Origin of the sequence: Janthinobacterium sp. LS2A (genome assembly GCF_036543145.1) — a bacterium.
In the GTDB taxonomy this organism is placed as follows: Bacteria; Pseudomonadota; Gammaproteobacteria; order Burkholderiales; family Burkholderiaceae_D; genus Janthinobacterium; species Janthinobacterium aestuarii.
The window spans coordinates 821913-843499 of the sequence record NZ_JAZHPB010000002.1 but is presented as its reverse complement, the minus strand read 5'-3'; the positions used below and the strand labels follow the sequence as shown (position 1 = coordinate 843499).

The following is a 21587-nucleotide window of genomic DNA, read 5'->3' as shown; positions in this document are numbered from 1 at the left end:
CAATCTTTACACCACCTTGCGCTCGCGCAAACCGTCAATCTCCGCACTGTCCAACCCCAGCCACTGCTGCAGCACTTCCTGCGTATGCTGCCCCAGCAATGGCGGCGGCAAACGGTATTGCACTGGAGACTGAGACAGGCGCACGGGATTGGCCACCAGCGCCACCGTGCCCGCCGTCGGGTGCGGCATCTCCACTTTCAAGCCACGCGCCACCACTTGCGGGTCGGCAAAGACCTGGTCGATGCGGTTGACGGGACCGCAGGGCACGGCTTGCGCCTCGAACGCGCTGATCCACTCGGCCGTCGTGCGCATGACCGTGGTCTGGCGCATCAAGGGGATCAATATCGCCCGGTGCGCCACACGCTGCGGATTGGTGGCGAAGCGTTCATCCTGCGCCCATTCCGGGTGGCCGACGACGGCGCAAAAGCGCGAAAACTGCCCATCGTTGCCGATCGCCAGAATCATGTCGCCATCGGCCGTGGGAAAGTCCTGGTAAGGCACGATGTTCGGGTGCGCATTGCCCATGCGCTGCGGCACTTTGCCGCCGCACAGGTAATTGGCCGCCTGGTTGCCCAGCGCCGCCACCTGCACGTCGAGCAAGGCCAGGTCGATATGCTGGCCCAGGCCCGAGCGTTCCCGTTCGGCCAGCGCCGCCTGCACGGCGATGGTGGCGTACAGGCCCGTCAGGATGTCCGTCTGCGCCACGCCCACTTTTTGCGGCCCGGCGCCCGGCTGGCCATCAGGCACGCCCGTGATGCTCATCAAGCCGCCCATGCCCTGGATCAGGAAGTCATAGCCGGCGCGCGCCGCATACGGCCCATCTTGGCCGAAGCCCGTGATGGAGCAGTAGACGAGGCGCGGATTGAGCGCCAGCAAGCTGGCCGCGTCGAGGCCATATTGCTTCAATCCATCCAGCTTGAAATTTTCCAGCAGCACGTCCGATTCGGCAGCCAGCTTGCGCACCAGGGCCTGCCCTTCGGGCGCGGCCAAGTCGATGCACAGGGAGCGCTTGTTGCGGTTGGCGCACTGGAAGTAGGCGGCTTCGGCCGTGTCGCGGCCATCCTCGTCTTTCAGATACGGCGGACCCCACGAGCGCGTGTCGTCGCCGCGGCCAGGCTGTTCAACCTTGACGACGTCGGCGCCCAGGTCGGCCAGCATTTGCCCGGCCCACGGGCCGGCCAGCACGCGCGACAGGTCGAGCACGCGCAAGCCGGTCAGCGGCGCGGGCCGCAAGGTGGAAGCCAAGGCGTCCATTAGTTGAAGGCGGCGATGCCGGTGATGGCGCGGCCGATGATCAGCGCGTGCACATCGTGCGTGCCTTCATAGGTGTTGACCACTTCCAGGTTGACCAGGTGGCGGATGACGCCGAACTCGTCGGAAATGCCGTTGCCACCCATCATGTCGCGCGCCACTCTGGCAATATCGAGCGCCTTGCCGCAGCTGTTGCGTTTCATGATCGAGGTGATTTCCACGGCGGGCGAGCCTTCATCCTTCATGCGGCCCAGGCGCAAGCAGCCTTGCAAGCCCATGGTGATTTCCGTCAGCATGTCGGCCAGTTTCTTTTGCACCAGCTGGTTCGCGGCCAATGGGCGGCCGAATTGCTGGCGGTCCATCGTGTATTGGCGTGCCTTCAGGTAGCAGTCTTCGGCCGCGCCCAGCGCGCCCCAGGCGATACCGTAGCGGGCGCTGTTCAGGCAAGTGAACGGGCCTTTCAGGCCGCGCACGTCGGGGAAGGCGTTTTCTTCAGGGCAAAATACTTCATCCATGACGATTTCACCGGTGATGCTGGTGCGTAAGCCGACCTTGCCGTGGATTTCCGGCGCCGACAAGCCTTTCCAGCCTTTTTCCAGCACGAAGCCGCGGATCGCGCCTTCATCGTCCTTGGCCCAGACGACGAACACGTCGGCGATCGGGCTATTGGTGATCCACATCTTTGCGCCCGACAGGCTGTAGCCGCCCGGCACTTTACGGGCGCGCGTGACCATGCTGCCAGGGTCGGAGCCGTGGTTCGGTTCCGTCAGGCCGAAGCAACCGATGTATTCGCCCGTCGCCAGTTTCGGCAGGTATTTCTGTTTGGTTTCTTCGTTGCCGAAGGCGTTGATCGGCACCATCACCAAGGACGATTGCACGCTCATCATCGAACGGTAGCCCGAATCGACGCGCTCGACTTCGCGTGCGGCCAGGCCGTAGCAAACATAGTTCAGGCCGGCGCCGCCGTATTCTTCGGGAATGGTGGTGCCCAGCAAGCCCAGCTCGCCCATTTCGCGGAAGATGGCCGCATCCGTGCGGCCATGGCGGAACGATTCGAGTACGCGTGGCACCAGGCTGCCCTGGCAATAGTCACGGGCGGCTTCCAGCACGGCGCGTTCGTCGCCCGTCAGTTGTTCTTCCAGCAGCAGGGGGGAATTCCAGTCGAATACGGTTTTGCTCATCACAGGCCTCGCAGGTGAGCGCCGGTGATCGGCGCAAGATTGAATATGGCTCATGGTAGGTTTTTGCCTAGCCTTGCGCAAACGATTTTTTCGCACCCAGACATGCGTTCTACGCATATCTTGCGTCATACTAGGAGCCTTTCACCGGCCGGATAATCCCATGTCACGCAAAATTCCCATGCTGCAAGCCTTGAACTGCTTCGAAGCGGCTGCGCGGCACCAGAGCTACACGCATGCGGCGCGCGAACTGTCGCTGACGCAAAGCGCCGTGTCGCGCCAGATTTCATCCCTGGAAAGCTTTCTTGGCGTGCAACTGTTCCAGCGCACGCGCCATGGCGTGTTGCTGACCAGCGCCGGCGCCGCGTATGCGCGGCAGATCGCGGCGCGTCTCGATGGCCTCGAGCGCGACACGCTCGACACCATGGCGCGCCAGGGTGGTGGTGGCGCCTTGCAGCTGGCTTCGGTCCCCACGTTTGCCACGCGCTGGCTGATGCCGCGGCTGGCTTCACTGGCAGGCTTGCACCCGGATATCGTCGTGCACATCGATGCCTATACGAAACCGTTCATGTTTGCCGATACGGAATACGACGGCGCGCTGTACGCGGGAACGCCCGAGCAGCTGGCGCGCTGGCCCGGCACGCGCGCCACCTTGCTCATGCATGAAGAAATCGTGCCCGTCGCCAGCCCACGCCTGCTGGCGGCGCGCAGCGCCTGGCAGCCGCAGGATTTATTGGAATTGACCTTGTTGCAGCAAAGTACGCGCCCGGGCGCCTGGCGCCAGTGGTTCGACGCCATGCAGGTCGATGGGGAACTGGCGCGCTACGGCGCCCGCTATGAACTGTTTTCCATGCTGGCCATGGCGGCCGTGCAGGGGCAGGGCGTGGTCTTGCTGCCACGCATGCTGGTCGAAGCGGAACTGGCGCGCGGCGAGCTGCGCATCGCATGCGAGCGCCCACTGCGCGGCCAGCGCGCGTATTACCTGATCACGCCCGAGGCGGCGCATGAAAAACTGGCCTTGCAGCAGTTCCGGCGATGGTTGCAGGACGAGGCGGCTTAGGCGACCTTGGCGGTATCGAAATGGGGATTGTCGATCAGGCCGATCTGGTTGCCGAACGGGTCGAGCAATTCCACCGTGCGGATGCCGTCGCCCACGTCCGTGATCGGATGGTGCAGGCTGCCGCCCAGCGCCACGATGCGCTCGACCTCTGCCTCGATGCCGTCCACGCCCCAGTACGTCACGCTGCCCTGCGTGCCCGGCTGGCCGTCCGGCAGCAAGCCCAGCTCGAAGCCGCCGATATTGAAGCCGACATAGAAGGGCTGGTCGAAATACGGCGCCGTGCCGAATACCTGGCTGTACCAGGCCTTGGCCTTGTCCAGGTCGGGGACGGGATAGGTGACGGTGCGTAAACCTTTGATCATGTGCTACTCCTGATGAATGAAGAATACGGTCATCATGCCACCGGCGCGCGGCGTGTGATTGTAAAAATGGAAGGTATTCAAGTGCGCCGGCCCGCCAGCCACGCTTCTGGCGAACTGTGGGCGAAATCCTGGAAGTCGTGGATCAGGTGCGACTGGTCGAAATAGCCATATTGCAAGGCCACTTGCGCCCAGTCCTGTTGTCCGGCCAGGCTTCGCATGCCCTGGCTGGCCGCGCGAAAACGGCAGATGCGGGCAAACAGCTTCGGGCTGATGCCCACTTGCTGGCGAAATTGCAGCGCCAGGTGCTGGCGCGACACGCCCAGCTGCCTCGCCAGGCCATCCACGCGCACTTGCCCCGATGCCGCCTCGATGGCCGCGATCGCGTGGTCGGCCGCGCCAGCCTGGCGCCGTGGCGGCGCGGTGCGCAAGCGCAGCAGCAAATATTCTTGCAAAATGGAAACTCGTTGCACGTTGCTCAAAGGCTCGCTCCATAGCGCGTCACCGAGGCGCGCCGCCAGCTCGCGGCCCCACAGCTGCTGCAATCCCGTGCGGCCATCGTTGAGTTCACACAAAGGCAGCTGGAAGAAGCGCGCCGCCGCGCCCGGTTTGAAGCGGGCCGCCACCGTCTGCACGAGGCCCTGGCTGACGACGGCAATCGGCGCCGTCATCATGCCGACGGCAAAGCTGGCGTCCTGCTGGTCCTGGCACAGGATGTCGATGCAATTGTCGGGCAAGACCTGGTGCGTGAAGGGCGTGGCGCCCGTCTGCACGCGGCACGTCCAGACGCACTCCAGCCAGGGCCGCAGGGCGGGGATGGGCGGATATTCCTGGTAGACGATCATGGCCGGCTTTGATGCAAAGAACAAGATTGCGTATATCTTACACAGCATAATTGTGCGCCGGCCAAAATATGCGCGCCCGGGCCGCCAGCGCGCCGCGCTATCGGGCGGCGACAACCAGTATAATGCTCGGTTCATATCCACTATTGGCCGCACATCATGCAAGATAAATATAGTCCCGCCGACGTCGAACAAGCCGCCCAATCGCACTGGAAGGCGATCGACGCCTATAAAGCCGTCGAACACGACCCGCGTTTCCCAAAAGGCAAGTATTTTGCCTGCTCGATGCTGCCTTACCCTTCGGGCAAGCTGCACATGGGTCACGTGCGCAACTATACGATCAATGACGTGATGTACCGCTACCTGCGCATGAACGGCTACAACGTGCTCATGCCGATGGGCTGGGATGCGTTCGGCATGCCGGCGGAAAACGCGGCCATGGCCAACAACGTACCGCCCGCGCAATGGACGTACTCGAACATTGCCCACATGAAGCAGCAGATGGAATCGATGGGCCTGGCCATCGACTGGTCGCGCGAAATGACCGCCTGCAAGCCTGAATACTACAAATGGAACCAGTGGATGTTCCTCAAGATGCTGGAAAAAGGCATCATCTACAAGAAGACCGGTACCGTGAACTGGGACCCGATCGACCAGACCGTGCTGGCCAACGAACAAGTGGTCGATGGCAAGGGCTGGCGTTCGGGCGCGCTGATCGAAAAGCGCGAAATCCCCATGTACTACGCGCGCATCACCGATTACGCGGAAGAATTGCTGGCCTATGTGGATGACAAGCTGCCGGGCTGGCCCGAGCGCGTGCGCACCATGCAGACCAACTGGATCGGCAAGTCGACGGGCGTGCGCTTCGCCTTCCCGCACACAATCGCGGATGCCGACGGTAGCCTGATCGGCGACGGCAAGCTGTATGTGTTTACCACGCGTCCGGACACCGTCATGGGCGTGACCTTCTGCGCCGTGGCCGCCGAGCACCCGCTGGCTATCCACGCCGCGCAAAGCAATCCCGCGCTGGCGGCCTTCAACGCCGAATGCAAGCTTGGTTCCGTGATCGAAGCGGACATGGCAACGATGGAGAAGAAGGGCATGCCGACCGGCCTGTTCGTCACCCATCCGTTGACGGGCGCGCAAGTGGAAGTCTGGGTCGGCAACTACGTGCTGATCACCTACGGCGATGGCGCCGTGATGGGCGTGCCGGCGCACGATGAACGCGATTTTGGCTTTGCCAAGAAATACAATCTGCCGATCAAGCAAGTGATCGAAGTCAAGGGCCAGGAATTTTCGACGGACGCCTGGCAGGAATCGTATGGCAGCAAGGACGGCGTCTGCGTCGCCTCCGGCAAATACGACGGCTTGCATTTCGCTTCCGCCGTCGATGCGGTGGCGGCCGACCTGGCGGAGCTGGGCCTGGGTGAAAAGAAAACCACGTTCCGCCTGCGCGACTGGGGCATCTCGCGCCAGCGCTACTGGGGCACGCCGATCCCGATGATCCATTGCGCCGATTGCGGCGTGGTGCCGGTGCCGGAAAAAGATCTGCCGGTAGTGCTGCCGGAAGACTGCGTGCCGGACGGCACGGGCAATCCGCTGAACAAATATGAAGCCTTTTTGCAGTGCGACTGCCCGCAGTGCGGCAAGCCGGCGCGCCGCGAGACGGACACCATGGATACCTTCGTCGATTCGTCGTGGTACTACATGCGCTATACCTCGCCAGGCTCGAACGACGCCATGGTCGACGCGCGCAACGATTACTGGATGCCGATGGACCAGTACATCGGCGGCATCGAACACGCCGTCATGCACTTGCTGTACGCGCGCTTCTGGACCAAGATCATGCGCGACTTCGGCCTGGTCAAGTTCGACGAGCCATTCGTCAACCTGCTGACGCAGGGCATGGTGCTCAACGAAACCTACTTCCGCAAGGACGCGGCGGGCAAGACCACCTGGTTCAACCCGGACGACGTGCGCCTGTCGCTTGATGACAAGGGCCGTCCGCAAAGCGCCGTCCTGGTGGCCGACGGCCAGCCGGTGGAAATCGGCGGCACGGAAAAAATGTCGAAGTCGAAGAACAACGGTATCGACCCGCAAGCGCAGATCGAGCAGTACGGCGCCGACACGGCCCGCCTGTTCACCATGTTCGCTTCGCCGCCGGAACAGACGCTGGAATGGTCGGGCAGCGGCGTCGAAGGCGCTAACCGCTTCCTGCGCCGCGTGTGGAACTTCGGTTACGCGCAGTCGGCCACGATCCAGGCCGCACTGGCTGGCGGTGCCGCACCGGCCACGGGCGACGCGCAGAAAAACCTGCGCCGCGAATTGCACAAGCTGCTGCAGCAAGCCGATTACGACTTGAAGCGCATCCAGTACAACACCGTGGTGTCGGCCTGCATGAAGATGCTCAATACGCTGGAATCGGCGAAGCTCGATGACAGCGCGCAGTCGAAGGCGCTGATCGCCGAAGGCTTCTCCATCTTCCTGCGCCTGCTGAACCCTGTCGCGCCGCACATCACCCACGTGCTGTGGCAGGAACTGGGCTACGCTGGCGTGCACGGCGATCTGCTCAACGTGGCATGGCCGCAGGTCGACCCGGCCGCATTGGAACAGTCCGAGATCGAGATGATGATCCAGGTGAACGGCAAGCTGCGTGGCTCGATCACGGTTGCCAAGGATGCGGACAAGGCCAGCATCGAAGCGGCCGCGCTGGCGTGCGAAAGTGTGCAGAAGTACGTCGAGACCACGCCGAAGAAGATCATCGTCGTGCCAGGCAAGTTAATCAGCATCGTGGTGTAATCATGACGACTTCCTCTCAAGTATCGCTGTTGGGCCGCCGCGCCGTGCTGGCGTTGGGCCTGACCGTTTTGCTGTCGGCCTGCGGCTTTCATTTGCGCGGTTCGAACGGCAGTTTCATGCTGCCGTTCGCGACGATGTACATCGGCTTGCCCGACTCGTCGCCGCTGGCGATCGGTCTGAAACGCTATATCCGCGCCATTGGCAGCACGGAGGTGGTCAATACCAAGGATGGCGCCGACGCCGTCCTCGAGGTGCTCACCGATCCTGAGAGGAATCGTACCAAGACCATTTTGTCCCTGAATACCAGCGGTCGCGTACAAGAGTACCAACTTGGCTATGCGATCAATTTCCGCGTATTGGACAAGGCCGGCAACCAGCTGCTGGCGCCGACGACCATCAGCCTGGTGCGTCCTATCACCTTCGACGACAGGCAGGTGCTGGCCAAGGAAACCGAGGAAGCGGCGCTGTACCGCGACATGCGCAACGACCTGGTGCAGCAGATCATGCGCCGCCTGGCCGCCATCAAGCCGGTGCTGCCGGCCATGTCGGTGGCGCCAGTGGCGCCCGTGACGCCGGTCTTGCCGGCAGCCCCGCAGCAGTAACGGGGACGCCATGCAATTGCGGATAGACGCGCTCGATGGGCATGTGGCCAAGCCGCTGGCGCAGCTGTATGTGATCACCAGCGACGAACACCTGCTGGCGCTGGAAGCGGCCGACAAGATCCGCCGCGCGGCGCGCGCGCAAGGGTTTTCCGAGCGCGACGTGCTGACGGTGGAGCGCAGCTTCAAGTGGGGCGAACTGCTGGCGGCGAACCAGGAGCTGTCGCTGTTCGGCGATAAAAAACTGATCGAACTGCGCATCCCCACCGGCAAGCCGGGCAAGGATGGCGGCGCGGCGCTGCAAAGCTACGCCAAAAACCTCAGTCCCGATAATCTCACCCTGATCACCTTGCCCAAGCTGGACTGGGCCACGCAGAAGGCGGCCTGGGTCGCCAGCCTGCAGCAGGCGGCCGTGTATATCGACATTCCGAATGTGGAACGGGCGCAGTTGCCGGCATGGATATCGCAGCGCCTGGCCGCGCAGGGACAAAGCGCCGAACGCGCCAGCATCGACTTCATCGCCGAGCGGGTGGAAGGCAACTTGCTGGCGGCGCACCAGGAAATCCAGAAACTGGGCTTGCTGCATGCCGCTGGCAAGCTGACGTACGAACAAGTGCAGGACGCGGTGCTGAACGTGGCCCGCTACGATGTCTTCAAGCTGTCCGAAGCCATGCTGGCCGGCGACCCGGCGCGCCTGGTGCGCATGCTCGAAGGCTTGAAAGGCGAGGGCGAGGCGCTGCCGCTGGTCTTGTGGGCCGTCTCCGAGGAAATCCGCACGCTGTTAAAATTGAAGGCCGGCATGGCGCAAGGGCGTCCATTGGGCGCGCTGCTGAAGGAATACCGCATCTGGGGTCCGCGCGAGCGGATGATGGAACCGGCCCTGCGGCGCATTTCGCTGCCCGTGCTGGAAGCGGCGCTGCAGCAGGCGGCGCAGGTGGACAAGATGATCAAGGGCTTGCGCGCCAAGGGCTACGCGGGCGATGCCTGGGACGCCATGCTGCAGCTGGGCCTGAAGATCGCCCGAGGTTAACTTTTATGGATACGAGCATGGACATCACAGAATATATGCAGGACGTGGGCACGCGCGCGCGCGCCGCTTCGCGCGCCATGGCGCGTGCCGACAGCGCCACGCGCAACCGCGCCTTGAGCCTGATCGCCGCCGCCATCGTGCGCGATGCCGATCTGCTGCGCGCGGCCAACCAGCGCGATCTCGATGCGGCCGCTGCCGCCGGCCTGGCGCCGGCCATGCTCGACCGCCTGACCCTGTCCGACGCCGCGATTGCCACCATGGTCGAAGGTTTGACGCAGATCGTCTCGCTGGCCGATCCGATCGGTGAAATCTCGAACATGAAATTCCGCCCGACGGGCATCCAGGTGGGCCAGATGCGCGTGCCGCTGGGCGTCATCGGCATCATCTATGAAGCGCGTCCGAACGTGACGGTGGACGCGGCCGGCCTGTGCATCAAGAGCGGCAACGCGACGATCTTGCGCGGCGGCTCGGAAGCGATCCACTGCAACCGCGCGCTGGCCAAGCTGGTGGCCGAGGGCTTGCAGGGAGCAGGTCTGCCGGCCGATGCCGTGCAAGTCATCGACACCACGGACCGTGCCGCCGTCGGCGCCCTGATCACCATGCCGCAGTACGTGGACGTCATCGTGCCGCGCGGCGGCAAGGGCCTGATCGCGCGCCTGATGGAAGAAGCTACGGTACCGATGATCAAGCACCTCGACGGCATCTGCCACGTCTACATCGACGCCAAGGCCGATATCAGGAAGGCGATCGATATCGGCTTCAACGCGAAGTGCCACCGCTACGGCACCTGCAACACGATGGAAACCCTGCTGGTGTCGCGCGCCATCGCCGCCACCGTGCTGCCGCAGCTGGCCGAGCTGTACCTGACCAAGCAGGTGGAACTGCGCGCCGATCCGGAAAGCCATGCGATCCTGGCCGCTGCTGCGTATCCGCACCTGGTACACGCCACCGAGGAAGATTGGTCCACCGAATACCTGGCCGCCATCCTGTCGGTGAAGGTAGTCGACGGTATCGATGAGGCGATGGACCACATCAACCAGTATTCATCGAAGCACACGGAATCGATCATCACGGAAGACTACAGCGATGCGCTGCGCTTCCTGCGCGAAGTCGATTCTGCCTCGGTGATGGTGAACGCGTCGACGCGTTTCGCCGATGGTTTTGAGTATGGCTTGGGCGCCGAAATCGGCATCTCGAACGATAAGCTGCACGCGCGCGGTCCGGTGGGACTGGAAGGCCTGACCTCGCTCAAGTACGTGGTATTCGGCCACGGCGAAATCCGCAAGTAGTCTCCTCGCGGGCCGCCCACAAGGCGGCCCGAGCTCTGTTTTTCTCCACCTCCGACACTGGGAACCCCATGCTCTTTCTCTGGACCAAAGCCTTCCACATCATCTTCGTCATGTCCTGGTTTGCCGGCCTGTTTTACCTGCCGCGCATCTTCGTGAACCTGGCGATGGAGACGGAAACGGTGGCCACCGAGCGCCTGCTGCTGATGGCGCGCAAGCTGTACCGCTTCATGTCGTTGCTGGCGCTGCCGGCGATGGTGCTGGGGCTGGCCCTGATGTGGATGCTGTACGGCGGGGGCGAAGGCCGCATGAAGATGCCGGGCTGGATGCACGCCAAGCTGACGTTCGTGGTGCTGCTGCTCGGCTATCACCACGCCTGCGGTTCCATCCTGCGCAAGTTTGAAAAAGGTCTCAACAAGCGCAGCCACACCTGGTTCCGCTGGTTTAATGAAGTGCCGGTGGTGATGCTGCTGGCCGTCGTCGTGCTGGTCGTGGTCAAGCCTTTCTAAGGGAGTCGAGATGAGTGCAAGTCAGAACAAAGTCGTGCAGTATTTCTTCGCCCCCCACTCGCCATGGACCTACCTGGGCCACGCGCGCCTGATGGCCATCGCCGCGAAGACGGGCGCACAGATCGACGTGCGTCCCTTCGACCTGGGCAAGGTCTTCAGCGTCTCGGGCGGCCTGCCGCTGGCCAAGCGCGCGCCGCAGCGCCAGGCCTACCGCCTGGCCGAACTGGCGCGCTGGTCGGCCTTTTTGCAAGTGCCATTGACCCTGCAGCCGAAGTTCTTTCCCGTGTCGCCGGAAGCGTCGGCCAAGCTGATCATCGCCACGCGCCTGGCGCACGGCGTGGAAGCCTCGCTGAACCTGGCGCACGCCATCATGCGCGGCCTGTGGGCCGAAGAACGCAACATCGGTGACGAAGAGACGCTGGTGCAGATCGCCGTTGATGCCGGTTTCGATGGCCGCCAGTTGCTGAAAACGTCGGAAACGGCCAGCGTGCAGGCCGAATACGACGCCAATACGGAGGCAGCCACCGCCGCATCCGTCTTCGGCTCGCCGTGGTACATCGTCGATGGCGAGGGTTACTGGGGCCAGGACCGCCTCGATTTCGTCGAGCGGGCGCTGGACGCAAAATAAATAAAGGATGTAGGTCGGATTAGCGCTTCGCGCGTAATCCGACAAGCTCAGTCGGCAGCGCACGTCGGCTTACGCCCTGGCGGGCTAAGCCGACCTACGTGATATGCAGGATTTTTAGTTAATTGTTTTTCAACGGATAAAAGGTATCCTCATTATGGCTTCATATTTTTGCCCATGCCCGCGCGGCATGGAAGCGGCGCTGGCCGAGGAACTGGGCGAGATCGCCCAGGATAGTGCGACCATGAAGGTCCACAACCAGGTACCGGGCGGCGTACACTGCTCGGGCGACCTGCTCGATTCCTATCGCATCAACCTGCATTCGCGCATCGCTTCGCGCGTGCTGATGCGCATGGCCCATTCCGGCTACAAGACGGAAAACGACATCTATGACCTGACCCTGGCGCAATCCTGGGAAGACTGGTTCGGCGTGCACCACACGATCCGCGTCGATGTCACGGCCGTCAAATCGCCGCTGCGCAGCCTGGAATTCACGACATTGAAAATCAAGGATGCGATCTGCGACCGCTTCCGCGACCAGTTCAACGAGCGTCCTTCGGTCAACACCAAGACGCCGGACATGCGCATCGTCGGCTTCCTCGACGCGCACACGTTCACCGTCTACCTCGACACCTCGGGCGAAGCCCTGTTCAAGCGCGGCTGGCGCGAAGAGACGGGCGACGCGCCGCTGCGCGAAAACCTGGCCGCCGGCCTGCTGCGCGTGTCGGGCTGGAAGCCTGGCATGGTGCTGTTCGACCCGATGTGCGGTTCCGGCACCATCCTGGCCGAAGCGGCGCAGATGCTGCAGGGGATTCCACCGGGCGCGTCGCGCCAGTTCGCGTTTGAAAACTTCCACGACTTCGACCCGGCGCCGTGGAATGCCATGAAAAACGCCATCAAGGTCAATCCGCTGCCGGCCGAACCGACCATTTTCGGCAGCGACATCTCGGGCGACATGGTCGCCATGACGCGCCACAACCTGCGTTGCGCCGGCGTGCGCTTTGACGTGCCCTTGAAACAGATCGAGGCGCAGGAAGTCAAACCGCCAAGCGACGTGCCGGGCATCATGCTGACCAATCCGCCGTACGGCGAGCGTATCGGCGTGCGCGGCGACAGCACCATCCCGGAAGATGAACTGTCGACGTCCTTCTACTCGGCCATGGGCACGACCCTGAAGCAGCGTTTCGCCGGCTGGACCGTGTTCCTGTTCACGGCCGACCTGGGCTTGCCCAAGCTGCTGCGCCTGAAAGAAGCGCGCAAGACGCCATTCTTCAACGGTGCGCTGGAATGCCGTTTGTTCCGCTTTGATATGGTCGCAGGCTATAACCGCCGCGAAGAAGCGAAACCGAAGCCACAGCAGTAAGCATTCACCGCAAGACACCCGCAGTAACCCCGCGCGCGGACCGCAACCGGTCCGCGCGCCACTTTGGATCCGCCATGTTTCCCACCCCTCCGGCCGATGTGCCGCCAGACCCGGTTACCCCCGTTCCGCCTCCCACGCCGAGCCACATGGCGCCGCTGAGCCGCGGTGCGCTGGCGATGATGCTGGCCGGGCTGTCGATGCTGGGCCCCCTGTCGATCGATACGTATCTGCCCGCGTTTGGCGCGATCCAGGGTTCGCTGCAGGCGTCGCCGCTGGAAGTGCAGCAGTCGCTGACGTTCTACATGCTGGCCTTTGCCGGCATGGTGCTGTGGCATGGCGCGATCTCGGACACCTTTGGCCGGCGCAACGTCATCCTCGTGTCCCTGCTGATGTTTGCCATCGGCTCGCTGGGCTGCGCGTCGGCGCACACGGTGCACTATCTGTGGTTCTTCCGCATCATGCAGGGCGTCTCGGCCGGCGCCGGCGTGGTGATCAGCCGCGCCATCATCCGCGACCTGTATGCCGATGCGGCGGCGGCGCGGCTGCTGTCGCTGGTGACGATGATCTTTTCCATCGCCCCGGCCGTGGCGCCGATTCTCGGCGGCTGGATCGTCATCTGGTTCGACTGGCGCTCGATCTTCCTGTTCCTCGCCTTTTACACGGTGGTGCTGCTGGCGTTCTGCTACTGGCGCCTGCCCGAAACCCTGCCTTTGGCCAAGCGCCAGCCGTTCAATCCGCGTTTCCTCGCGTCGAGCTATGGCCAGATCCTGCGCTCGCCCCTGTTCCACATCAAGGCCGGTATCGTCGCCCTCAATTTCGCTGGCCTGTTCCTGTTCATTACTGCCGCGCCGGAAATGCTGCCCAAGCAGCTGGGCCTGGGACCATCGCAATTCGCCTGGCTGTTCATTCCCTGCGTGAGCGGCATCTTCATGGGCGCTGCGGCGGCCAACCGCATCGCCGGCAAGGTCACGTTCGCGCGCCAGATCGGCATCGGCTTTGCCTTCCTGCTGTGCGCCGCCAGCGTCAATGTCGTGTATCACCTGTTCCTGCCGCCATCGTTGCCCTGGTCGGTGCTGCCCCTGTTCTTCTACACCTTCGGCATGTCGCTGGTGGGGCCGGGCGCGACCCTGCTGGCGCTTGACCTGTTCCCGCATATCCGTGGCACGGTGGCCTCGTGCCAGTCGTTTGCCAGCACCTTGCTAGGCGCCGTGGTAGCTGGCGTGATCTCGCCGCTGCTGTCCGGTTCCGTGCTGTGGCTGGCGTCGGGCCAGTTGGCGTTTACAGGCCTGGCACTGGCGCTGTGGCTGATATCGCGGCGCTTCCGCCACCGTTTGCTTGGTTCCTTCAAGGCATAAGTTTCCACTGTAGAACGCTGGATTTATTTCAACTTAATTTTCTATATTGCAAGTAATATCCGGCGCTTATGATAAGATGACTGCTTTCCCGGCATCCTCTCAGGCAACACATTTTTTGCTTACAGGAGTGGAGGATTCCTCTGAACGTGGCCGCGCTTCGCTGCTGAGCGCTCATCCTTTTCGAACCGGCAATGCCTGATACGATGCATCAATCTGATCAAGATATACGCAATCGCCTGCTGATTGCCCGCCTGCCGGCCATGCCGCAGATCCTCCTCAAGCTGATCGCCCACCTGCAGGCCGACGATGCCGGCATGCCGGAACTGGCCGCCCTGATCGCCAAGGATGCGGGCATGACCAGCAAGATACTCGGCGTGGCCAACAGCTCGGCCTACCATCGCCAGAGCAAGGTCGTCAGCCTGGAGCAATCGCTCGTCTCGCTCGGCACGGACATGATCAAGACCCTGGTCATCAGCGAATCCGTGTTCCAGACCTTCAACAGCTTTCCCCATTCCGGCAGCACGGATTTGCGCGCCTTCTGGAAAAGTTCGCTATCGGCCGCCGTCATGGCGCGCGCGCTGGCCAAGGCCATGGCCTATCCGCACGCCGAGGAAGCGTATCTGGCCGGCTTGCTGCACAACGTGGGCCGACTGGCCTTGCTGGCCACGGCGCCGAAGGAATACGCATTCAATTTCACGGCGCGCGACGATGCCGCCCTGTGCGCGGTGGAGCAGCGCACCTTGCAGATCACGCATGCGGAGGCGGGCGCCTGGCTGATCGAACGCTGGCACCTCGATTCCTTCCTGGCCGACAGCGTGCTGTATCACCATGAACCGCTGGCGCGCCTGGAAGCGAGCCATCCCCTGATCCGCATCGTGCGTCTGGCGCACCTGTTGTGCTGCCATGCCGACGATGCGGACGAGGTTGAGTCCATCACGCAGGCGGCAAGCCTGTGCGCGCTGGACGTCGAGACACTGGACGACCTGGCCGGCAGCGTCGCGCGCCAGGTGGAGCAGGCCGCGCAGCACCTGGGCATCGACCTGGCCGGCGCGGACGATATCGCCACGCCGCCCGCGTATGCGCCGCCAGCCGTCGATCCGGTGCAGCGGCGCCTGTCCGACGAAGTGCGCAATATGGTGCTGGTGTCCGAAGTGGGACAGACCTTCGCCCGGCAGCAGGGCGAGAGCAGCCTGCTCGAAGCCATCACGCGCTCGGCGCGCATCCTGTTCGATTTCGACACCGCCGTCATCCTGCTGCAAAACCCCACCGGCCATGCGCTCGTCGGCGTGGCGGCGGGCGAGCATCAGCAGCGCCTGGCCGGCTTCTCGATCCCGCTGGCCAAGGGCGGGCCTTTGGCCGCCTCCGCGCTCGAGTGCCAGCTGGCGTTCCTGAAACGCGACATGCCGGCGCTGGGCATCGTCGAAGAGCAGCTGTTCCGCATTCTCGGTACCGACAGCCTGGTTTGCGTGCCGCTCGTGGCGGGCCAGCGCAGCCTCGGCGTGCTCATTGGCGGCGTGGCGGCATGGCAGATTCCCGCTTGCCAGAAGCGCGAAGGTTTTTTGCGCGCGTATGCCAACCAGGCCGCCACGGCGCTGGAAACGGCCTTCAGCGCGCGCGGCCTGGCGCGGCGCCAGCTCGATCACGTGGCCGAGGAATACCGCGCCGCGTCGCGTCGCGTCGTGCATGAAGTGAACAACCCGCTGTCCATCATCAAGAACTATTTGAGCGTGCTCGATCACAAGCTGGAGAAGCAGGAGCCGGTGTCCGGTGAAATGGCGATCCTGAACGAGGAAATCGACCGGGTCGGCCAGTTGATCGGCGGCCTGGCCGATCTGCAGCCGGCAGCGGCCAGCGGCGTGACCGATTGCGCGCGCGTCGTCGACGATGTGCTGCGCCTGTTCCGCGCCACCGACTTCCTGCCGCCGAAGATCGAGGTGGTCACGCGCATGCAGGACGCGCCATGCGAGGTGGAGGCCGATGCCGACATGCTCAAGCAAATCCTGCTCAACCTGCTGAAGAACGCCGTCGAAGCCTTGCCCGATGGCGGGCGCATCGAAGTGGCGAACCGTGGCCACGTCAACCGCGACCGCCGCCTGTACCTGGAACTGTGCGTCAGCGACAATGGCGCCGGCCTGGCGCCGGAAGTGCTGGCCAATCTGTTCTCGCCTGTGCGCAGCAGCAAGGAAGGCGCGCATCACGGTCTGGGCCTGTCCATCGTGCATGACCTGGTCACGCGTTTGCATGGCGTGATTGGCTGCCGCAGCAGCAAGTCCGGCACCTCGTTTGAAATTCTACTGCCCATTCCCTTGCCGGCGAGCGCTGCAGCCGCGCTGCCCGCGCCCGGCAATATCGCCTTGTCTTCGTAACGTCCATGAACTCCTCCGCCATTCCGTTTGACCTGGAAAACAGCCCGCGCATCCTGCTGGTCGACGACGAGCCCCGTTTGCTCGCCTCCCTCCACGAATTGCTGAAGGACCGCGGCTACCAGCTGCACACGGCCACCTGCGGCAGCGAGGCGCTGGCGCAGTTGTCGAAACTGCGCTTCGACCTGATCCTGCTCGACTTGCGCCTGCCCGACATGAGCGGCCATGAAATCATGGACCACATCAACCGGCGCGGTATCGAGGGCGACGTGATCGTCATGAGCGGCGACGTCGGCATCGAGGCGGCCATCGGCGCCCTGAAGCGCGGCGCCTACGATTATCTGCGCAAGCCCTACAGCCGCGAGGAGCTGCTCAAGACGGTGGAGAACGCGCTGCAAAAGCGCAAGCTGGCGCTGGAGAACGAGCGCATCGCGCTGCAGCTGGAAAACTCGGAAAAGATGTACCGCTACCTGGTCGACAGCTCGCCCGACATCATCTATACGCTGAACCACGAAGGCCGCATCACCTTCATCAACGACAGGGTGCACCAGTTGCTGGGCTTTAGCCGCGAAGAGCTGATCGGCAGCCATTACTCGATCCTCGTGCACGATGAAGACCAGGAGCGGGCGCGCTATGCTTTCAATGAGCGCCGCCTCGACGAGCGCGCCTCGCGCAATGTGGAATTGCGCCTGAAGTGCCATAGCGGCACTGGCAGCGACCGCACCTTCAACAACACCTTGATGACGATTCCGCTCAATTCGATCGGCATGCACGGCCACGATCAGGAAGTGAAAAAGCAGGAATACTTCGGCACCTACGGCGTGGCGCGCGACATTACCGACCGCAAGCGCGCCGAGGAAGTCATCTCCTACCAGGCCTATCACGACATCCTGACGGACCTGCCGAACCGCATGCTGTTCAAGGACCGCCTGGGGCTGGCCGTGATCCAGGCGCGGCGCAAGCTGACGGAGCTGGCCGTGATGTTCATCGACCTCGATCGCTTCAAACTGGTCAACGATACCCTGGGCCACGTGAAGGGCGACGAATTGCTGCAGCAGGTGGCGCTGCGCCTGAAGGATTGTCTGCGCCGCGGCGATACGTTGGCGCGCCAGGGCGGCGATGAATTTACCATCGTGCTGCCGGAACTGCGCGACCGCCAGGATGCGCGCCTGATCGCCGACAAGTTCCTCGAATGCCTGCACCAGCCCTTCGACCTCGATGGCAACCAGGTGCATATCTCGGCCTCGATCGGCATCGCCATCTATCCGGGCGACGGCGAGACCATCGACGAGCTGCTGCGCCATGCCGACATCGCCATGTACCAGGTCAAGGCGCTGGGCAAGAACGGCCACAGTTTTTATCACGAGTCCATGCTCGACGTGTCGCACCAGAAGATCGCGCTCGAGCAAAGCTTGCGCAAGGCGCTGGAGCTGAACCAGCTGGAGATGTATTACCAGCCGCAGGTGGACGTGATGACGGGCCGCATCGTCGGCGCCGAAGGCCTGATGCGCTGGAACCACCCGCAGCGGGGTTTGCTGACGGCCGGCGAATTCTTGCCGTTTGCCGAGGAAAACGGCTTGATGCTGCCGATCTCGGACTGGATGCTGGGCGCGCTGTGCCGCGACCTGGTGCAGTGGAACGCGGCCGGCGGCGACGCCGTGCGCCTGTCGCTCAATTTGTCGCCGCAATACCTGGACCGGGGCGACTTTTTCGAGAAGATGCGCGGCGCGCTGACGCGCTATGGCATCGCGCCGGAAAAGATCGAAGTGGAGATCACGGAAAACATCTGCATCCGCAACCCGCAGTATGCGATCGAGCAGTTGAACAAGCTGTGCCAGCTGGGCGTGTCGGTGGCCATCGATGATTTCGGCACCGGTTATTCTTCGCTGTCGTACCTGCACCGCTTCCCCATCCACACGATCAAGATCGACCAGTCGTTTGTGAAGGAAATCCACGACGAGCACGGACACTATCCCGTCATCCTGGCCATCATCTCGATTGCGCGCGGCCTGGGCCTGCACCTGATCGCTGAGGGCGTGGAAACGGAAGGGCAGGCGCGCTACCTGCAGGACAAGGGTTGCACCACGATGCAGGGCTATCTGTACCATCGGCCCATTTCGCTGGGCAGCTTCATCGGCGTGCTGCAGGAGCAGAACCGCCTGATCGCCGATGCCGCCCCCGCGCCGTCCCAGACGCTGACCATCGAGGCTTGACCGTGTCGCTTGCCGATCCCCGCTCCACGGCCGCTCATTCCACAGCTGCTCATTACACGGCTGACTACCTGCGTCTGAAAGGTCTGGCCGAGAAGGGCAATGCGAACGCCCAGCACAGCCTGGGCTTCATGTATTTCAATGGCCAAGGCATCGAGCAAAGCTATGCGCAGGCGCTGCACTGGTACGGCCTGGCTGCCGCGCAGGGACTCGAGCATGCGCAATACAACCTGGGCGTGATGTGCCAGAAGGGCCAGGGCGTGCCACAGGATTTTGCGCAGGCGGCGCACTGGTACCAGCAGGCGGCCGAGCAGGGCTACGCGGCAGCCCAGTACAACCTGGGCTGGCTGTATGCCAAAGGCCAGGGACTCGCGCAAGATAGCGGGCGAGCCATGCTGTGGTTCAGCCGCGCGGCGGAACAGGGCGACGCGGGTGCGCAGAATAACCTGGGCATGATGTATGACAATGGCAAGGGCGTGCCGCAGGACTTCGTGCAAGCCATCGCCTGGTACCGCAAGGCGGCCGAACAGGGCTATGCGCGCGCGCAGTTCAACCTGGGCCTGCGCTACGACAATGGCCAGGGCGTGCGCCAGGACCGCCAGCAGGCAACGGCCTGGATGCGCAAGGCGGCAGAACAGGGCTATGCGCCGGCCCAGTTCAACCTGGCGCTGCGCTATGAAAATGGCGACGTGCTGCCGCAGGACAGCCGGCAGGCGATCGCCTGGTACCGGCGCGCGGCCGAGCAGGGCCACGCCAGTTCGCAGTTCAACCTGGGCCTGATCTACGACAATGGCCAGGGCGTACCCTGTGATAAGCAGGCGGCGCTGGAATGGTATGTCAAGGCGGCGGGGCTGGGCCATGCGGCGGCCCAGCACAACCTGGGCCTGCACCATGAACACGGCGCCCACGATTACGCGCAGGCGCAAGCGTTCTACCGCCAGGCGGCAGAGCAGGGTTTTCCCGCCGCCCAGTATCAGCTGGGGCTCTTGCATGAGCATGGTCAGGGCATGCCCGCCGATGCGCAGGAAGCCATCTTCTGGTACCGCAAGGCGGCGGACCAGGGGCATGTACGGGCGCAGTTCGACCTGGGCCTGCGTTACGAACATGGCCAGGGCGTGCCGCAGGATCTGGCGCTGGCGCTGGAGTGGTACCGGCGCGCCGCGGATCAAGATTACGCGCCGGCGCAATACATGCAGGGCGTCTTGCACGACCGCGACGATGGCCCGGCGCCCGACAGTCAGCAGGCTTGCGCCTGTTACTGCCGCGCCGCCGCGCAGGGCCACAGCCTGGCCCAGTTCGCGCTGGGGCTGCGCCATGACAATGGCCAGGACGTGCCGCAGGATTATGCCGCCGCCTGGGACTGGTATGCGCTGGCCGCGCGCCAGGGCCATGCGCGGGCGCAGATGAATCTGGGCTTGATGGCAGCCAGCGGCCAGGGCGGCCCGCTCGATTTGCAGCAGGCGTATATCTGGCTGTCGATGGCCGTGGCGGCCGGCGTGGCCGGCGCGGAAAAATTCTTGCGCCAGACGGCGGCGCGCATGCGCGAGACGGATCTGGCGCGGGTGCGCGAACAGCTGGCGGCGATAGCAGGCTGAGCCTTGCCGCCCGCGTTAGCGTGCGCGGATACAACAGCAGGTGCTGTATAGTCCTTTCCCTTCGCCATCTGTGGCACCCCTTGTTTCCCCCAGACGCACAAAATTGCTGCGGTATTTGCAGTTTTGATGTGCTAAGGTTCCAGAAGAAGGTGGTCTGTATATTCTCTAGAAAAGGAAAACCATGCGCCTGAACCCTTTCCCTGGCCGTCCAGCCGCCATGCTGTGTGCGCTGGCGCTGCTGTCGTCCGGCGCAGGTGCCGCCGGCCCCCTCGATGCCCTCAGCAACCAGGATGCCAGCAATGGCTTGAAAGCGGCGCTGGAAGCCGGTTCCGCCGCCGCCGTATCGAAACTGGGTGTCGAGAATGGTTTCCTGAACAACGACAAGGTCAAAATCAAGCTGCCCGGCATCCTGGAGCAAGCCAAGCCCTTGCTGAAAATGACGGGCCGCGGCCAGCAGCTGGACGATCTGGTGGTGTCGATGAACCGCGCCGCCGAGTCGGCCGTGCCCATGGCCAAGCCCTTGCTGCTCGATGCGGTCAAGTCGATGAGCGTGAGCGATGCGAAAAATATCCTGTCCGGTGGCGATACTTCCGTCACAGATTTCTTCCGCCAGAAAACATCCGCTCCCCTGGCCGTCAAATTCCTGCCCATCGTGAAATCCGTCACCGACCGTTCCGGCCTGGCCAGCAAATACAACAGCACCATGAGCCAGATCGGCAAGACGGGACTCGTGCCGCAGCAGCAATCGACGGTGGAGGGCTACGTCACGGACCGCGCGCTTGACGGCCTGTACCTGATGATCTGCGAGGAAGAAAAAGCCATCCGCAGCAATCCGCTCGCGTATGGCAGCAAGATTATCGGCAAAGTGTTTGGCAGTTTGAAGTGACGGTTCAAGCGTGCCGCAGGGCCGCAGGCAGCGTTTGCGCGGCATTGACAGGTGTGGCGCAGGGGAAACAAGTTAAGCATTTGCTACAAGAAAACAATGTTAAAATTCCGCGACATACATTCCTGAGGCATGGTTAAGCAACGATCAAATGCCCGGGAGTGCCCAGTTTTAGTGGCGAACTGATGCGTGGCATTGCAAAATGCCCGTCGGTTGGCCTTTTTTCGTTTTATTCACGTTTCCCCAAGCTCATTGATTTTCTGAATATATTGTCAGGAAT

At 63.2% G+C, this 21587-nt stretch carries 17 protein-coding genes; 13 read left to right on the top strand and 4 right to left on the bottom strand.

The window, feature by feature from the left end:
• Window positions 1-6: 6 nt before the first annotated feature.
• Both V3C40_RS09615 and V3C40_RS09610 read right to left on the bottom strand, forming a co-directional pair.
• Window positions 7-1254 (bottom strand): CaiB/BaiF CoA transferase family protein, encoded by a 1248-nt coding sequence (locus tag V3C40_RS09615; protein ID WP_331777277.1) that lies wholly within the window; start codon window positions 1252-1254, stop codon window positions 7-9.
• Window positions 1254-2432: an acyl-CoA dehydrogenase gene (locus V3C40_RS09610; protein ID WP_034745726.1), complete on the bottom strand. Its 1179-nt coding sequence runs from the start codon at window positions 2430-2432 to the stop codon at window positions 1254-1256. The genes V3C40_RS09615 and V3C40_RS09610 overlap by 1 nt, the downstream gene beginning before the upstream one ends.
• A 160-nt stretch (window positions 2433-2592) precedes the next feature.
• Between V3C40_RS09610 and V3C40_RS09605 the strand changes: the two genes are divergently transcribed.
• Complete coding sequence (locus tag V3C40_RS09605) at window positions 2593-3489, top strand: LysR substrate-binding domain-containing protein (RefSeq protein WP_034745730.1); 897 nt, start codon at window positions 2593-2595, stop codon at window positions 3487-3489.
• Here V3C40_RS09605 and V3C40_RS09600 read toward each other — a convergent pair.
• The gene (locus V3C40_RS09600) at window positions 3486-3851 is read right to left on the bottom strand and encodes a VOC family protein (protein ID WP_331777276.1); all 366 of its coding nucleotides are present in this window, start codon (window positions 3849-3851) and stop codon (window positions 3486-3488) included. The genes V3C40_RS09605 and V3C40_RS09600 overlap by 4 nt on opposite strands.
• A 77-nt stretch (window positions 3852-3928) precedes the next feature.
• Window positions 3929-4717 (bottom strand): helix-turn-helix domain-containing protein, encoded by a 789-nt coding sequence (locus tag V3C40_RS09595; protein ID WP_331777275.1) that lies wholly within the window; start codon window positions 4715-4717, stop codon window positions 3929-3931.
• A gap of 132 nt (window positions 4718-4849) precedes the next feature.
• On the opposite strand from V3C40_RS09595, the gene leuS reads away from it, so the two are divergent.
• The 12 genes from leuS to V3C40_RS09535 all read left to right on the top strand — a co-directional run bounded on the left by leuS (window position 4850) and on the right by V3C40_RS09535 (window position 21310).
• Window positions 4850-7489 carry a leucine--tRNA ligase gene (gene leuS / locus V3C40_RS09590; RefSeq protein ID WP_331777274.1) on the top strand — a complete coding sequence of 880 codons (2640 nt, stop codon included), beginning with the start codon at window positions 4850-4852 and terminating at the stop codon, window positions 7487-7489.
• A gap of 2 nt (window positions 7490-7491) precedes the next feature.
• Window positions 7492-8091 (top strand): LPS-assembly lipoprotein LptE, encoded by a 600-nt coding sequence (locus V3C40_RS09585; protein WP_331777273.1) that lies wholly within the window; start codon window positions 7492-7494, stop codon window positions 8089-8091.
• A gap of 10 nt (window positions 8092-8101) precedes the next feature.
• On the top strand, window positions 8102-9118 hold the full coding sequence (gene holA, locus V3C40_RS09580; protein WP_034745739.1) for a DNA polymerase III subunit delta: 1017 nt from the start codon (window positions 8102-8104) through the stop codon (window positions 9116-9118).
• 17 nt (window positions 9119-9135) lie between these two features.
• Complete coding sequence (locus V3C40_RS09575) at window positions 9136-10407, top strand: glutamate-5-semialdehyde dehydrogenase (RefSeq protein ID WP_139090574.1); 1272 nt, start codon at window positions 9136-9138, stop codon at window positions 10405-10407.
• Window positions 10408-10475: 68 nt separating this feature from the next.
• Window positions 10476-10913 carry a CopD family protein gene (locus V3C40_RS09570; protein ID WP_034745744.1) on the top strand — a complete coding sequence of 146 codons (438 nt, stop codon included), beginning with the start codon at window positions 10476-10478 and terminating at the stop codon, window positions 10911-10913.
• 10 nt (window positions 10914-10923) lie between these two features.
• Complete coding sequence (locus V3C40_RS09565; RefSeq protein ID WP_034745748.1) at window positions 10924-11541, top strand: 2-hydroxychromene-2-carboxylate isomerase; 618 nt, start codon at window positions 10924-10926, stop codon at window positions 11539-11541.
• A 154-nt stretch (window positions 11542-11695) separates the two neighbouring features.
• Complete coding sequence (locus V3C40_RS09560) at window positions 11696-12901, top strand: THUMP domain-containing class I SAM-dependent RNA methyltransferase (protein WP_374106838.1); 1206 nt, start codon at window positions 11696-11698, stop codon at window positions 12899-12901.
• Between the two features lie 74 nt (window positions 12902-12975).
• A complete protein-coding gene (locus tag V3C40_RS09555) occupies window positions 12976-14256 on the top strand; it encodes a multidrug effflux MFS transporter (RefSeq protein ID WP_198511227.1) in 1281 nt (426 codons plus the stop codon).
• 260 nt (window positions 14257-14516) lie between these two features.
• The gene (locus V3C40_RS09550) at window positions 14517-16622 is read left to right on the top strand and encodes an HDOD domain-containing protein (protein ID WP_331777272.1); all 2106 of its coding nucleotides are present in this window, start codon (window positions 14517-14519) and stop codon (window positions 16620-16622) included.
• 5 nt (window positions 16623-16627) lie between these two features.
• On the top strand, window positions 16628-18832 hold the full coding sequence (locus tag V3C40_RS09545) for an EAL domain-containing response regulator (protein ID WP_331777271.1): 2205 nt from the start codon (window positions 16628-16630) through the stop codon (window positions 18830-18832).
• 2 nt (window positions 18833-18834) lie between these two features.
• A complete protein-coding gene (locus V3C40_RS09540; RefSeq protein ID WP_331777270.1) occupies window positions 18835-20424 on the top strand; it encodes an SEL1-like repeat protein in 1590 nt (529 codons plus the stop codon).
• Between the two features lie 181 nt (window positions 20425-20605).
• Window positions 20606-21310 (top strand): DUF4197 domain-containing protein, encoded by a 705-nt coding sequence (locus V3C40_RS09535; protein ID WP_331777269.1) that lies wholly within the window; start codon window positions 20606-20608, stop codon window positions 21308-21310.
• The last annotated feature ends 277 nt before the right edge of the window (window positions 21311-21587 follow it).

Bases quoted from the DNA above. Each gene is read 5' to 3' on its own strand.
- V3C40_RS09615 (WP_331777277.1), bottom strand. From the start codon at position 1,254: ATGGACGCCTTGGCTTCCACCTTGCGGCCCGCGCCGCTGACCGGCTTG.
- V3C40_RS09610 (WP_034745726.1), bottom strand. From the start codon at position 2,432: ATGAGCAAAACCGTATTCGACTGGAATTCCCCCCTGCTGCTGGAAGAA.
- V3C40_RS09605 (WP_034745730.1), top strand. From the start codon at position 2,593: ATGTCACGCAAAATTCCCATGCTGCAAGCCTTGAACTGCTTCGAAGCG.
- V3C40_RS09600 (WP_331777276.1), bottom strand. From the start codon at position 3,851: ATGATCAAAGGTTTACGCACCGTCACCTATCCCGTCCCCGACCTGGAC.
- leuS (WP_331777274.1), top strand. From the start codon at position 4,850: ATGCAAGATAAATATAGTCCCGCCGACGTCGAACAAGCCGCCCAATCG.
- V3C40_RS09585 (WP_331777273.1), top strand. From the start codon at position 7,492: ATGACGACTTCCTCTCAAGTATCGCTGTTGGGCCGCCGCGCCGTGCTG.
- holA (WP_034745739.1), top strand. From the start codon at position 8,102: ATGCAATTGCGGATAGACGCGCTCGATGGGCATGTGGCCAAGCCGCTG.
- V3C40_RS09575 (WP_139090574.1), top strand. From the start codon at position 9,136: ATGGACATCACAGAATATATGCAGGACGTGGGCACGCGCGCGCGCGCC.
- V3C40_RS09570 (WP_034745744.1), top strand. From the start codon at position 10,476: ATGCTCTTTCTCTGGACCAAAGCCTTCCACATCATCTTCGTCATGTCC.
- V3C40_RS09565 (WP_034745748.1), top strand. From the start codon at position 10,924: ATGAGTGCAAGTCAGAACAAAGTCGTGCAGTATTTCTTCGCCCCCCAC.
- V3C40_RS09560 (WP_374106838.1), top strand. From the start codon at position 11,696: ATGGCTTCATATTTTTGCCCATGCCCGCGCGGCATGGAAGCGGCGCTG.
- V3C40_RS09555 (WP_198511227.1), top strand. From the start codon at position 12,976: ATGTTTCCCACCCCTCCGGCCGATGTGCCGCCAGACCCGGTTACCCCC.
- V3C40_RS09550 (WP_331777272.1), top strand. From the start codon at position 14,517: ATGCCGCAGATCCTCCTCAAGCTGATCGCCCACCTGCAGGCCGACGAT.
- V3C40_RS09545 (WP_331777271.1), top strand. From the start codon at position 16,628: ATGAACTCCTCCGCCATTCCGTTTGACCTGGAAAACAGCCCGCGCATC.
- V3C40_RS09535 (WP_331777269.1), top strand. From the start codon at position 20,606: ATGCGCCTGAACCCTTTCCCTGGCCGTCCAGCCGCCATGCTGTGTGCG.